Annotated in this window: 16 protein-coding genes and 1 riboswitch; of the genes, 7 read left to right on the top strand and 9 right to left on the bottom strand. The window is 59.8% G+C overall.

The features are described from left to right. Position 1: 1 nt before the first annotated feature. Positions 2–724, bottom strand: coding sequence for a phosphatase PAP2 family protein (locus tag H7X45_RS10180; protein ID WP_214645484.1), 723 nt, complete (start codon positions 722–724; stop codon positions 2–4). 91 nt (positions 725–815) lie between these two features. On the opposite strand from H7X45_RS10180, the gene H7X45_RS10185 reads away from it, so the two are divergent. Further along, on the top strand, positions 816–1,256 hold the full coding sequence (locus H7X45_RS10185) for a DoxX family protein (protein WP_187334775.1): 441 nt from the start codon (positions 816–818) through the stop codon (positions 1,254–1,256). Continuing rightward, on the top strand, positions 1,253–1,708 hold the full coding sequence (locus tag H7X45_RS10190; protein WP_187334776.1) for a YaiI/YqxD family protein: 456 nt from the start codon (positions 1,253–1,255) through the stop codon (positions 1,706–1,708). The genes H7X45_RS10185 and H7X45_RS10190 overlap by 4 nt, the downstream gene beginning before the upstream one ends. A 28-nt stretch (positions 1,709–1,736) precedes the next feature. On the opposite strand, the gene H7X45_RS10195 is transcribed toward H7X45_RS10190, so the two are convergent. Beyond that, complete coding sequence (locus H7X45_RS10195) at positions 1,737–1,946, bottom strand: hypothetical protein (RefSeq protein ID WP_187334777.1); 210 nt, start codon at positions 1,944–1,946, stop codon at positions 1,737–1,739. Positions 1,947–1,990: 44 nt separating this feature from the next. On the opposite strand from H7X45_RS10195, the gene H7X45_RS10200 reads away from it, so the two are divergent. Then, positions 1,991–2,248, top strand: a complete 258-nt coding sequence (locus H7X45_RS10200; protein WP_343061052.1) for a hypothetical protein — start codon at positions 1,991–1,993, stop codon at positions 2,246–2,248. A gap of 126 nt (positions 2,249–2,374) precedes the next feature. Here the strand turns inward: H7X45_RS10200 and H7X45_RS10205 are convergent, their stop codons facing one another. The 3 genes from H7X45_RS10205 to H7X45_RS10215 all read right to left on the bottom strand — a co-directional run bounded on the left by H7X45_RS10205 (position 2,375) and on the right by H7X45_RS10215 (position 5,150). Further along, on the bottom strand, positions 2,375–3,226 hold the full coding sequence (locus H7X45_RS10205) for a hypothetical protein (protein WP_187334778.1): 852 nt from the start codon (positions 3,224–3,226) through the stop codon (positions 2,375–2,377). A gap of 404 nt (positions 3,227–3,630) precedes the next feature. Beyond that, positions 3,631–3,822 carry a hypothetical protein gene (locus H7X45_RS10210; protein WP_187334779.1) on the bottom strand — a complete coding sequence of 64 codons (192 nt, stop codon included), beginning with the start codon at positions 3,820–3,822 and terminating at the stop codon, positions 3,631–3,633. A 74-nt stretch (positions 3,823–3,896) separates the two neighbouring features. Beyond that, entirely contained in the window at positions 3,897–5,150 is a 1,254-nt protein-coding gene (locus H7X45_RS10215; RefSeq protein ID WP_425498192.1) for a DUF262 domain-containing protein, read from the bottom strand. A 106-nt stretch (positions 5,151–5,256) separates the two neighbouring features. On the opposite strand from H7X45_RS10215, the gene H7X45_RS10220 reads away from it, so the two are divergent. After that, positions 5,257–6,150, top strand: coding sequence for a hypothetical protein (locus H7X45_RS10220; RefSeq protein ID WP_187334781.1), 894 nt, complete (start codon positions 5,257–5,259; stop codon positions 6,148–6,150). A gap of 288 nt (positions 6,151–6,438) precedes the next feature. On the opposite strand, the gene H7X45_RS10225 is transcribed toward H7X45_RS10220, so the two are convergent. Then, positions 6,439–7,338, bottom strand: a complete 900-nt coding sequence (locus tag H7X45_RS10225; protein ID WP_187334782.1) for an IS1595 family transposase — start codon at positions 7,336–7,338, stop codon at positions 6,439–6,441. After that, the gene (locus tag H7X45_RS10230) at positions 7,289–7,795 is read right to left on the bottom strand and encodes a DUF262 domain-containing protein (protein WP_187334783.1); all 507 of its coding nucleotides are present in this window, start codon (positions 7,793–7,795) and stop codon (positions 7,289–7,291) included. The genes H7X45_RS10225 and H7X45_RS10230 overlap by 50 nt, the downstream gene beginning before the upstream one ends. A 255-nt stretch (positions 7,796–8,050) precedes the next feature. Between H7X45_RS10230 and H7X45_RS10235 the strand changes: the two genes are divergently transcribed. Both H7X45_RS10235 and H7X45_RS10240 read left to right on the top strand, forming a co-directional pair. Continuing rightward, the gene (locus tag H7X45_RS10235) at positions 8,051–8,395 is read left to right on the top strand and encodes a DUF3140 domain-containing protein (RefSeq protein ID WP_187334784.1); all 345 of its coding nucleotides are present in this window, start codon (positions 8,051–8,053) and stop codon (positions 8,393–8,395) included. Between the two features lie 99 nt (positions 8,396–8,494). After that, on the top strand, positions 8,495–8,740 hold the full coding sequence (locus H7X45_RS10240; protein WP_187337103.1) for a DUF2061 domain-containing protein: 246 nt from the start codon (positions 8,495–8,497) through the stop codon (positions 8,738–8,740). 242 nt (positions 8,741–8,982) lie between these two features. On the opposite strand, the gene thiC is transcribed toward H7X45_RS10240, so the two are convergent. Beyond that, on the bottom strand, positions 8,983–10,887 hold the full coding sequence (gene thiC, locus H7X45_RS10245; protein ID WP_187334785.1) for a phosphomethylpyrimidine synthase ThiC: 1,905 nt from the start codon (positions 10,885–10,887) through the stop codon (positions 8,983–8,985). 25 nt (positions 10,888–10,912) lie between these two features. After that, entirely contained in the window at positions 10,913–11,308 is a 396-nt protein-coding gene (locus H7X45_RS10250; RefSeq protein WP_187334786.1) for a hypothetical protein, read from the bottom strand. Between the two features lie 46 nt (positions 11,309–11,354). Further along, a riboswitch (TPP riboswitch) is annotated at positions 11,355–11,466 on the bottom strand. Positions 11,467–11,863: 397 nt separating this feature from the next. Between H7X45_RS10250 and H7X45_RS10255 the strand changes: the two genes are divergently transcribed. Then, positions 11,864–12,748, top strand: coding sequence for a hypothetical protein (locus H7X45_RS10255; RefSeq protein WP_187334787.1), 885 nt, complete (start codon positions 11,864–11,866; stop codon positions 12,746–12,748). Positions 12,749–12,827 lie beyond the last annotated feature (79 nt).

Raw genomic sequence — 12,827 nt, forward strand, 5'->3', positions numbered from 1 at the left:
TTCAGGCGGACCGATCGGGCGTTACCGCGATTGTGCGTGAGGAAGCGAAACGATCGCGCAGCCAGTGGCCGATCGCCCACCAGCCCAGCGCCCAGAGTGCACCGAAGGTCCAACCTGCCAGCACGTCGCTGGGCCAATGCACGCCCAGATAGATGCGGCTCGACCCGATGGCCAGCACCAGCAAAATGGCCGCGCCCAGGATGAACACCTGCTCGCGCCGCGCCCGCACGATCTGCACCAGCACGAGCGCCAAGGTGAGATAGACCGCGGCGCTGTTGGCAGAATGGCCGCTGGGAAAGCTGGCCGAGCCGATGTCGATCAGATGATCGATCACTTCCGGCCGCTGCCGCCCAAACACTGGCTTCAGGATGGCGACCGCCAGCGGCCCGCCCGCGCCGCCCGCCACCACCAGAAGCGCCGTCAGCACATGACGCTGAATCAACAGGAATCCAGCGCTGAGCACCACCACCAGTGTCAACACCGTGCCCCCGCCCAGCGCAGTAATATCGAGCATCGCCTGCTTCAAAAACGCCGGCCCCTCCGGCACGCCCGGCATCCCCGGCTCGCGCATCATCAGCAGCACCGCCCGGTCGAACGCGAACTGCGCTCCGCCATCGATCCAGCTGCCGACCGCCGCCAGGATCGCGAACCCGGCGATCAGCAGCGCGATGCCGATCAGGAGCCATCGGATCCGGACCATCGGCTGAGGCGAGGATTGCGTCATCGCGGTTGCTTAAGATCGCATCTTCGCCCTTGTCGAGCGAAACCGACGGCCGCATGACACCGCCCATGACGATCATGATCTCCCTTCCCTTATGAGCCGCACGCCTCCTGCACAGGCCGAAAGCCGCGCGCGCGCCGTCTGGCGTTGGCTGCTGGCGCTCGCCTATCTGGCGGCGGGCGTGCTGCATCTGGCCTCGCCCGCGCCGTTCGTTGGCATCACACCGGGCTGGGTGCCCGCACCGGAGCTGGTGATCGCGCTGACCGGCGTGGCCGAGCTTTTGGGCGCGGTGGGGCTTCTGCAGCCCTTCTCCCGCCCGCTGCGCCGGGCCGCGGGCATTGGGCTGGCGCTCTATGCGGTCTGCGTGTTTCCGGCCAATATCAACCATATGATCCTCGACATGTCCTCGCCCGATCCGAAACTCGGCTGGGCCTATCATGGGCCGCGCATGCTGCTGCAGCCGGTGCTGGTCTGGCTCGCCCTCTGGGTGAGCGGAGTAATCGACTGGCCCTTCCGCAAGGGCCGGGCGGCATGAGCGTCACCATCCTGGTCGATGCCGATGCCTGCCCGGTGAAGGACGAGATCTACCGCGTCGCCTGGCGCCATGAGGTGCCCGTCAAAATCGTCTCCAACAGCTTCCTGCGCGTTCCCGACCACCCGCTGATCGAGCGCGTCACGGTGTCCAACGCCTTCGATGCCGCGGACGACTGGATCGCCGAGGCGGCCGGCCCGCACAGCATCGTCGTCACATCCGACATTCTGCTGGCGGACCGGGCGCTGAAGGCGGGCGCGGCCGTGCTTGCCCCCACCGGAAAGCCCTTCACCGCCGCGTCGATCGGCCCGGCGATTGCGACGCGGGCGATCATGGCGGATCTGCGCGCGGGGGCGGATGGTATCGGCGGCGGCCCGCCCCCCTTCACCAAGGCGGACAGATCGAACTTCCTCCAGGCGCTGGACCGGGAGCTGGTGCGCATCGCCCGGCGCTGACTGCGTATTTTCCCGTACAAACAATCGGTTAATTTCTCTGCGCTATCTCCGACGATCTATCGTCAGGAGTGCAGCCATGCCGCTTACCCACAGGTTCCGCCGCCAACATGACGAAGCGGTCGCGTTGGCCACGAAGATCATGAGCGCCACCCAGCATCTGCTGGAGACCGAAGATGCCGCCGCCGCGCAGGCCATCGAGGCCGATTTCGCGCAGCTCGATGCCGTCTTGCGCCAGCATTTCAGCATTTCGCGCAGGAAGATCGGCTGCTCTACCCCCGCCTCATGGCCTCGCCGGACCCTACGACGGCGGGCACCGCCAAGGCGTTCTTCGACGAAATGGGCGGCCTCGCCCCCACCTTCCACGCCTTCTCGGCCCGCTGGATCGTTCCAGGTGCCATTGCCGCGCAGCCGCACGCCTTTGCAGAAGAGAGCGCCGCGATCTTCGCCACCCTCGCCGCGCGGATCGCGCATGAGAATGAGGAGCTGTACCCGCTTGCCGACTGGTCCAGCGCGGACGAACCGGAATCCGACGCCGCCTGACCACGCGCGGCCTCAACTACAACCACCGCACGCGGCTTCCCCGCCGGCCCCTGAAATCGGGTCCGTCGATCGATTCGATAGTGCCGGAGGAGCCGCGCGGCGCGCCTTTCGCCGCCGCGCGCGCATTTATTCGGGCGGATCGTCGGCGAAATCGTCCTCCTCCCCCCAATCCTCGTCGTCCGGAAAGTCGCGAAGGTCCGCATACGCATCCCCCCATTCCGGACCGGTGCGCCCCTCGGCAATGCGCGCCGCCGCCAGTGTCTGGCCCCGCTTCAACGCATCCAGCTTTTCCATGATCAGCGCGTCGGTCTCTTCCGCCGTCGGAATATGCTCGTGCTCCTCGGCGCGGGCATCGGCCTGCCGCTCGGTGTAGTAGGCCGGGCCGGGCAGCGGATCGTGCGGCTCCACCGGCTGCGGCACCGCGTCCGCCGCGCGCGCATCCGCCGCTGCTATGGCCTCCGCATCCTCGCTTACCCGCGCCAGCGCCTCGGCCAGCGCCGCGCCGGTATCGCCGCGCTCGCGCCGCACCTCGCGCCGGTCGATCCAGCAGCCGAAGCGTTCGGGCGCGCGCCGCGTCAGAATGAACATCGCCAGCCGCTCGTCATATTGGCGCCAGCTGCCCACCTGCTGCCCCTGAAAGAAGATCGGCCGCTCCACGCCGTTCATCGCGCGGCCGAAGGCGGCATCGGCAATGCGCTCCACCGCATGATCGAGCGCCGCGTCCCAGGCCGCGCGAAAGCTCGCCGCCTCGGGCCGGGCGCGCAGGCGATAGGCCGATCGCGCGCTGATCCCCACGCGCCCCGCCGCCTCCGCCACGCAGCCGCACGCGGCCAGCGCATCGATGAACCCCATCTGCCGCGCCCGCGTCCACCCGTCATGGCGCGGGCGAACCGGCACGGGATCGAGCCCGTCGGTGAGCGAATGGGTTTCCGCGCGATCACGCGGCGGAAAGGCGGAGCTGTTGGATTGGTGCGTCATGACCAGTCATAACTGATTTGGACGCCTGTAGGACAGGGGTAAGTTATTGGCGCTGTTGGACTTTCCCTACATGGTCCTTGGGTTGTGAAGGAAGGGTTTGAGAAGGACTCACGCAAAGACGCGAAGGCGCGAAGACGTTGGGTTTCGGGGCGGCCTTGCGCGTTGATCGGGCTTATCGATGTTGTTGCCCCGGCTTTAACTGGGCTGTCCTGCACTTCCGTCGCCCCGGCCCCAGAGCCGGGGCCCAGCTACCCTTGGGCTGGCGTAATTAGCTGGACCCCGGATCAACTCCGGGGTGACGAAGAAGGTTCAGATTCTTCGCATCTTGGCGTCTTTGCGTGAGACAAAAAACGCGCCACGCTCGCCCCAACGCATCAACCGCCGAAGCCGACAAAACCGCTTTCCTACATGTTCCCGCTTCGTTCATGACGAGCCGCATGGGTGGCAAGCGCATCAGAACCATGTCCGATTTCGTCCGGCACCGCTTCGATATCGAGCTGACCTGCGCCTGCGGTCACCGCAACGTCCTCAGCAGCCGAGCCGTCTGGCAGATTTTCCGCAAAAAAGGCTGGTCCCCCACCCTGGAACGCGCCCATGATCGCTTCCGGTGTACGCGATGCGGGGGGCGGCCGGTCAGGATGGGGCCGTGGGAAGTTCAAGTCGGCAGTCTTTAATACCACTCGTCCGGGAAGTCTAAACTCCACTTTTCCGAGATTTTTCTTAGCAACCGCTCGCGCCTTTCCTCTAGGATCTCAGGTGTCCAATCATCAAGTTCTCGAACCTGGTTGGTAAGGACAAAAGCGGAATCGCCATCGTTTGAAAAATACGCTCCTTTTTTCTTTTCGAAGTCATAATTGCTTGCAGCTGGGTTTTTGTACTTTGAAAGCAAAACAAGATTTGCGAGCGTGTGAACCCAATGATCTCGGTACGATTTACTAGGAAACTTTCTTATCCAGTCGCTGTTTGCGCCTGGGTTTTGTGGTAATACATGTTCGATTGTCAAAATTCGATGGTCGTAATGAGCCGTTCCGTCCGAAAGCATCTCATCAAGTCTAAGCAATATAGCTCGTCTAGTGCGTTGATTTAGGTATATGTCATCGTCGAGCCAATCGAATAAGGACTCCACTTCAAATTCCGACAAATTTAAAGCGGTTATGTCTTCTACTGAAGCCTCCTCGGCGATTTCTTCAATCAGCAACCCATACCGCTGCAATCGCTGATTGATGTTTGCTCTCGTTATAAAAAGGAAATAGGCAAGCCTATCAAGACGCTCTAAAAACTTGTCTATTTCGTCTTCTTGACCAAACCTATCAACCATAAACTTGATAAGGGCGGGCTGCCAATCTTGATTGTCAATTTGATGCAACCCCTTAAGGAGGCGATATCTTTTGCTATTTTTGGAAGAATCGGGCTCCAGGATTTTTTTAAACGCCTCTGCGCTAGATTTCAGCTCTTGTCCGATAAATTCAATTGGGCGTTCAACGGGTTGAACGTAGTTTTTAAATTCCTTTTCGAGAGTACCACGCATTTTTTGCCTGCGATGTATCATTCGCAAATGCGCAAAAAGATCGCCGAATGCCTCGCGACCCAATCCATCTTCCAAGGACTCCCATACGTCATTGTATCGCGCTTGTTCTTCTTCGGATTCTATCGCACCAACTACATCCGCCTTAAGGATGTCTGTAGCTGACAGGTCCAACCCGCGGTCGTTCATTACCGAAAATATACGGTAAGCAGATGCTTGATCTGAAGCCTCTACAACAACCAAATAACAACGCTGAGCTATAAATGGAAGCAGCCCCGCTCTAACGTTATTATCTAAACTTGACAACGTTTGACGCAAGATGTTGCGGTTACTCACCATCCGCTTCCGCGCATCGGTATCATCATCGTCATGAGCATCCGGCTCTGCTCCGCCCTGAATAACCTTTCGGAAAAATTGGGGTGTATCCCCTTAGCATACGTAGGGCCGCGTAGGCCTTTGACTCCCTGACCGGCGCGGCATAGCTTCTTTCCAACCGGGGGAAGCCATGAGCACTGCGCCAATAAGTTTGTATTTTGACATACCTAAGAACGAATATGCGGACTTAGAGGTTGTCGCAAAAACCGCGGTTGAATGGGTTGAGCTCATAAGGGACTTAGCCTCGGTCATTGCGCCAGGTGTCGAGGTCCAGGTTGAGCTGGTTCAAACCCAAGACGGCAGCCTTTGGCTCAGCAATTTTCTAAAAGCTGCGAAGGAGGGTGATCGAAAAGCGCTGGCCGCGATCGCCTACGGTGTTTTAGCCTTTTTCGCAGCCGGTCCCGCTTTGCATCTGCAGTCAGACGCTGGAGATAAGTTTTGGGAAATGCTCGGCCACGAACACAAGGTAGAACTAACCGACGATGACAAGAAGGATATTGCGGAGCGGGTAGTCAAAGCACTTCACACGACCGATGCCGAAAACCGGCGGCGAAACGTGATAGGTGAAGCTGAGAAAGACGAGACCATACGCGGATTGGGCGTGGGCTTGCGCCCGAAAATCAGCGGCCCAATCTGTCGGATAGATCGGGCCGAATTTCCGGCTTACTCCGAGCTTCCGAAAGCGCACGAACCGCCGCCGCTAAAGGATGTGGAAATCCGGTCAAACGTTCACGCCACTATCGTTAGGGCTAACCTAGAGCCGGGCGACACAAAACCCCTTTGGCGGTTTAGAGAGGGTGACGAAAAATGGAGTGCTGACATAGAAGATGATGGCTTCATTTATGCACTAAACCATGAAAGCACTGGGATACCATTAGCCGTAGGACAGACCATGGTCATGACAATAGCGATTGATCGGGTGAAAACTGAAGGCATTTGGAAAATCAAAAAGCGTAGAGTTCTGCGCGTCGTAGAACCGCGAGTGGCTCGCCACCAAGGAAGTCTAGGGCTTGGTGGTGAGTAGCTTCCACACGACAAACAGCAGGGCTAGGACCCCCACTCCGACCGCCGCTTGGTAGCTAAGAAGACTTAGACCCATGAGAATCCCCACTACGGCGCAGCCCAAAATGAGCGCATCGCCAGAAGTCATTTTTGGCGGTCGGGGCTCATTCATATCGGTTTCGCGGACTGGCGACATTGTGATAGAATCGCATGATGACTACCCTAAAGCAAGCCTTGGCGACCGGAAACCTCGCTCAATTTATCGCTGATCATGAAGGCGAAACTGGCGATCCGGACGCCCTAGAGCAGACTATCCGTTCAATGGCCGGAAGGTCGAAAGAAGCTCCGGAAGCATCGTCTCCGGACGATTGCGACGATTAAAGCGATACTCGAACTCCTTGGCGTAGAGGCCAACGTATTTCGGGCTGACGCTGGTATGCGTCCCGTTGATCGAGCATTTCAGATGCCGCCAGAAATTCTCGATAGCATTCACCGATACCGTGTCGCCAAGGCGATAATCGTAATAGGCATATTCCTGCGCACCGTGGTTCACGCGGGCATGGCGATAGCCGACCGTGCCGAGGTTCGCATAGCTGCGCAGCTCGTCGGTATGCACGTTGCCACCGATCCGCACATTCGTCGTTACGAAGGGCTCCAGCGTTGCACGGCGCTGGTTAGGCACCACGGCGGTGATAAGGTCGCCGCCGCGCTCCAGCGCGCCCACCAGAACCGTCTTAGCGACGCTGCCACGGTTGTGAGTGCCTTTCTTCACGCCGCCCATGAGGGTTTCGTCGATTTCGACATTGGTGCCGGGACCGCCGATCGGAGCTTCACCATCTACGTCCGCCATGTGCTCGCGGATCAGCTTCGCCATGCGCCAAGCCGTCTTGTAGGTGACGCCTAGCTGGCGCTCCAATTCCTTGCCCGAAACGCCGTGGCGCGTGGTGGTGAACAGGTGGATCGCATAGAACCAAAGCTGCAGCGGGGTGCGCGTCTTTTCGAACGGGGTGCCTACCGTGGGGTGCAGGTGGTGCCCGCACCACTGGCAGGAATAGGCGCGCTCGGCTTTGATACGGAACCACTTCGAAGCGCGCTCGCACTTGGGGCACTCGAAGCCGTCACCAAAGCGAACATCGAACAGATGCTGGAGGCACGTTTCATCATCGGGGAACATGCGAAAGAAGGCGGCGGTGGTGAGAGGCTTCGTCATACCCCATTATATAGCAGACCGTTTTACGTATGGCAAGGGGATACACTCCGAAAAATTCGGCATCGCGAGGGCGCACTGTTAGACGTGGGATGTCTTTAGTACCTAGGTTTTCATTACCTCTTTGCTTAAGAAAAATATCCACATCAGCTTTCGAGTCTTTAGGTGCGATCTCTTTCAAAACACTTATCAATATGGTTAGGGTCGTTAGTCGCTGCTGGCCATCGACAACATGAGCTTCAGTATAGTTAGGATCTTTGATAAGAACTATGCTTCCCAAAAAATAGGGTGCCCTACCGGTTGGCTTGCTGTCACCAGCGGCCCACAGCAAATCATCGACGAGCTCGTCGACTTGTTCCTTTCCCCAGCTATAAGGCCTCTGATAAGGTGGAATTTCAAAAACATAATCATCGCAAAAGACGTCCTTGATTGCCTTTTCGCTAGCTCGGATAGTTTCCATAAGTCTTTCCTCCCCCGGACTTTGCTCATGAAAAGCACAATGGCTACGACAAAGCAAATGTGCCTTGCATAATTGAGCAAAACTTTTTTGGATGCTCCGAGAGGCGTAATTGCGTTTACCAAACTCTCGTTGCGATCTAACGAGCCGAGCGAAAAATTCTGACAACGATGATTTTCGGACTGGCTAAGTTACAGGTTTCTCCACCGGAACCGCCCAAACTCCCATGCCTTTATCTTCTACTACAAAGGAGACCCCATGGCCGACGATCAGGACCGCGACGAGCTATTCAAGACCTTCAACGACAAGGTGAACATGGCGCCGAAGGAGCTGGAGGACTGGCTCGATACGGACGAGTCGAAGTCGGTCGGCGATAGCGATGGCGGGGAATCGACCGGGCACAAGTCCGGCCGCAAGATCGTCGATATCAAGCGCACCAACAAGGACGATCTGACGGACGATCAGTGGGAATGGATGGACAAGGTGGTGGGCTATATCAACCGCCACTGCGCGCAGGTGCCGGACGATCCGGAGGGATCGGACTGGGCGTACAGCCTCAAAAATTGGGGCCATGATCCGATGAAGGACGATGGCTGCGCCTGACGCGACGTGCTTGATCGGGGCTGTTGATCGCCCCGGTCAATCAGTAAAAGCATGTTTGATCGTTTCCGCCGATGCTCACGCGGAGCTATGACGGCGGCCATGCAGCGCAATCTCTCCAAGACGTTCAGCTTCCTCGCGCTCCACCTGATCGTGGGGTTCAGCGTGGCCTATGCCTTTACCGGCTCCTTCGCGCTGGCCGGCGGGATCGCGCTGGTCGAGCCGCTGGTGAACGCGGTGGTATTCTTCTTCCACGAACGCGCCTGGGAAACCGGCAAACGCCCCGCGATCCTCGACACCCTGCTCCACCGCCACGGCACCGCGGAACGATCCGAACCGGCGGGGTAAGAGTTTCGGGCCCGCGCGCACGGATGTGAAGACGTAGAAAGGGGGCGGCGCCGGTTGGCACCGCCCCCTTTGTTTTTCCATCATCGTCACCCCGGACCCCGGGCCGGGGCCCAGCTGTTTTCCCTCAGGGAAGGAAGCTGGACCCCGGATCAAGTCCGGGGTGACGTGAAATGGAGGGGGTATCTTGAAATAGCCCCCACTCTTCGCGCCTTTGCGTCTTCGCGTGAGACCATCGCGCGCGATCAATCCTCCGCCGCTTCCACCTCGTCTTCGGGCAGATACAAGCGATCGCCCTTTTCGCGGAACTTGGCGCTCATGCGCTCCATGCCTTCGCGGTTTTCCTCGCGCTCTTCGGGGCTGTTTTCGCCCTTCAGATCCTCGCTCGCCAGATAGCTGTCGCTATTCTGGCGGGCGGCGAATTCGCGCACTTCCTGGCTGATCTTCATCGAGCAGAATTTCGGCCCGCACATGGAGCAGAAATGCGCCGTCTTGGCGCCTTCGGCGGGCAGCGTCTGATCGTGGAACTGCTCGGCGGTGTCCGGGTCCAGCGAGAGGTTGAACTGGTCGCGCCAGCGGAACTCGAACCGCGCCTTCGACAGCGCGTCGTCGCGCACCTGCGCGGCGGGGTGGCCCTTGGCAAGATCGGCGGCGTGGGCCGCCAGCTTGTAGGTGACGACGCCCACCTTCACATCGTCTCGGTCCGGCAGGCCGAGATGCTCCTTGGGCGTGACGTAGCAGAGCATCGCCGTGCCATACCAGCCGATCTGCGCGGCGCCGATGCCGCTGGTGATATGGTCATATCCCGGCGCGATATCGGTGGTGAGCGGCCCGAGCGTGTAGAACGGCGCCTCGCCGCACGCCTCCAGCTGCTTTTCCATATTTTCCTTGATCTTGTGCATGGGCACATGGCCCGGCCCCTCGATCATCACCTGCACATCCTGCTCCCAGGCGCGCTTGGTGAGTTCGCCCAGCGTGTAGAGCTCGGCGAACTGCGCCTCGTCGTTTGCGTCGGCGATGGAGCCGGGGCGCAGGCCGTCGCCCAGCGAATAGGCGATGTCATAGGCCTTCATGATCTCGGTGATCTCGTCGAACCGCTCATACAGGAAGCTCTCCTGATGATGGGCGAGGCACCATTTCGCCATGATCGATCCGCCACGCGATACGATGCCGGTGACGCGCTTGGCGGCCATCGGCACATAAGGCAGGCGCACGCCGGCATGGATGGTGAAATAATCGACGCCCTGCTCCGCCTGCTCGATCAGCGTGTCGCGGAACACTTCCCAGTTGAGATCCTCGGCCACGCCGCCGACCTTTTCCAGCGCCTGGTAGATCGGCACGGTGCCGATCGGCACGGGGCTGTTGCGGATGATCCATTCGCGCGTGTCATGGATGTTGCGGCCCGTGGAAAGGTCCATCACCGTGTCCGCTCCCCAGCGGATCGACCAGACCATCTTGTCGACTTCGTTCGCCACGTCGCTGGCCACGGCGGAATTGCCGATATTGGCGTTGATCTTCACCAGGAAATTGCGGCCGATCGCCATCGGCTCGCTTTCCGGGTGGTTGATGTTGGACGGGATGATCGCGCGGCCTCGCGCCACCTCATCGCGCACGAATTCGGGCGTCACATAATCGGGGATGGAGGCGCCGAAGCTCTCGCCGTCGCGCTTATACTCCTTCAGGCGCTCACGCCCCAGATTCTCGCGCTCGGCGACATATTCCATTTCCGGAGTGATGATGCCGCGGCGCGCATAGTGCATCTGGCTGACATTCTGCCCCGCCTTGGCGCGCAAGGGGCGCTTCACCACCTTGGGGAAACGCGGCACGCCGCCGGAGCGATCGGGGCCGAGCTGGCCGTTATCCTCCGGCTTCACCTCGCGCGCGTCATAGGATTCGACATCGCCCCGCGCCTCGATCCAGCTGCGGCGCAGCTGCGGCAAGCCGCCATGAATGTCGATCGCGGCATCGGGATCGGTATAGGGGCCGCTGGTGTCGTACACACGTACCGGCGCCTCGCCGCCCTCCAGCTGGATCTCGCGCATCGCGACACGCACGCCGCTGCCGGACTTGGCGGCGACGTGGATTTTCTTCGAACCGCGGATCGGGCCGGTGGTGACGCCGATCTCTGTCTTTGCGGGGATATCTGCCATGGGATGAAACCTTTCGGAGGGAAAACTAGAGGCGCACCGCGCCGAGGAGAAAGAAGAGGAGGCCGATCGCAATGGCGGCGCCGGGCAGCGCGCGGCCGCCCTTTTCCAGGAAGCGCCAGGCGAAGGGCAGGAAACGGTCCGGCATGGCGAGGAGCACCAGCCCTTCCACCATCTGCAGGCCGCCAATGATACCGAGGAGGAAATTCAGCCAGTCGCCGGAGAGCGGATTGGCAAGGTAGATGAGTGAACCGATGACGAAGCACATGGCGGCGGCGATATATTGCAGCGCGCGGCTGCCCTCGATCTCGTCGAGCATCCGCTCCCAGCCGCCCGCCTGGCGCAGCTCTCCGGCACCCGCGGCGAGCACGAACAGGCCGATCAGGATCGCGATCCATGCACTGAGCGGTTCCGACGGTGCCATGCGCCTCCTTCTTCGATCGGAAGGCGGGGCGGAAAAGGCCTGTCTTGGCCGGACACCGCTCCCTCCCTCCGCCCGTATTACCGGGATCAGGTTCGACGGGTCGCGGCCTATTCCGCTCTCAACCGCCTATTCCAAGCGCGGCTCCCCGGGGATGAAGCGTGACATTAGGGCGTGCGAGAGGTCGAGTCTAGGGCTGCGCAAAGCGCTCCTGCGTAAACAGGCGCGCTTTGGAGCTAGAAACGCACGGCCTGAAACAGCGGAAAGTGCCAGCACTCGCGCAGGGTTGCTACTGGGAAAGATCGCTAATCCCGATGGCGAAGTTGCTGTTTGAAAACTTCGCCGGAAGTTTAAGCAATTAGCACCCATTGCGTAACCTAAAAGCAATGATGTGCTGTCCTACCGAACTTCAGGCCTTCAAGACATGGGGTGACAACAACATTAGGATACGCAATAGTCTGACCAACGCGAACGTTCGTCAGGACGGCTGTTGTCGACCATATACGGGTCATCGAAGCTTCTGACCGGCAGATGCGCAACATGGCGGGGAGGCCACCGATGAAATCGCGACAAACGCTCCTGCGCGGCATGGCCGCATTGCTTTTGATGGGCTGTGCTACAGGAGGGATGGCGCAGCAGACGAATGACGGGGAAGCTGCTCAAAGCGGATTCGATAAGGAGAAGGAAAGCGACATCCTGGTTCAGGGTGAAACGCGCTCGTCATTGCGGACGTTTCTAGAGGAAACGCTGGCGGACAGTGATGAAAGGCAGCTTGCCCGTTTCAAAAATCACATTTGTCCGGCCGTTCTTGGTCTGCCCAAAGAATATGCGGCCGTGATTACCGACCGGATCCGCAAGAATATCCGCCGCGTCGGTCTAAATACCAGAAAAGAGCCGTGCCGCGCCAACGCAGTCGCAATTTTCAGCGCAAAACCGGTCGAAACGATCAAGGACTTGCGCAGCGAGCTTCCGGGTTTGTTCCGATCCTACAGCAAGCCGGACCTTGATCGCCTTATCCAAACCAGCGGACCGAGCTGGGCTTGGCAGTTGGTTCTGAGCGAAGATAGCTTCAAGCCGCAGGCCGCAAGCCCCCGATTGTCGGCGAGAACCACCAAGAATTTCGCGGTAGCTTTCGTCATAATAGACTCGACCGCGGTCGATGGAGCGACATTGGGGCAACTGGCGGATTTCATCACGATACGAACCCTCGCCGATATCCGCGAAGAGGCGACCGAAACCACCGGTCGTCAGACGATCCGAACTTTGCTGGCCGATCTTGCCGCCGAGCGCACTGCCCAGAAGCAGCTATCGGCCTACGACCTTTCCATGCTGAAAGCGCTGTATTCCTCGCGTGCGGCGGTCTCCGGCCGACGGCAACGCAACGAGATGGCAGCAAAGATGCAGCGGGAACTCGGCGGTGACGAATCTGACAAAGGCGATTAATCGCTCGGCTACCGCGTGCGAACCGAACTTTAGATCGCACCCGCGGAGGTGTTCAGGCCATCCGCGCTGCGATAATGTT

This window comes from Novosphingopyxis iocasae (assembly GCF_014334095.1).
GTDB lineage: Bacteria > Pseudomonadota > Alphaproteobacteria > Sphingomonadales > Sphingomonadaceae > Novosphingopyxis > Novosphingopyxis iocasae.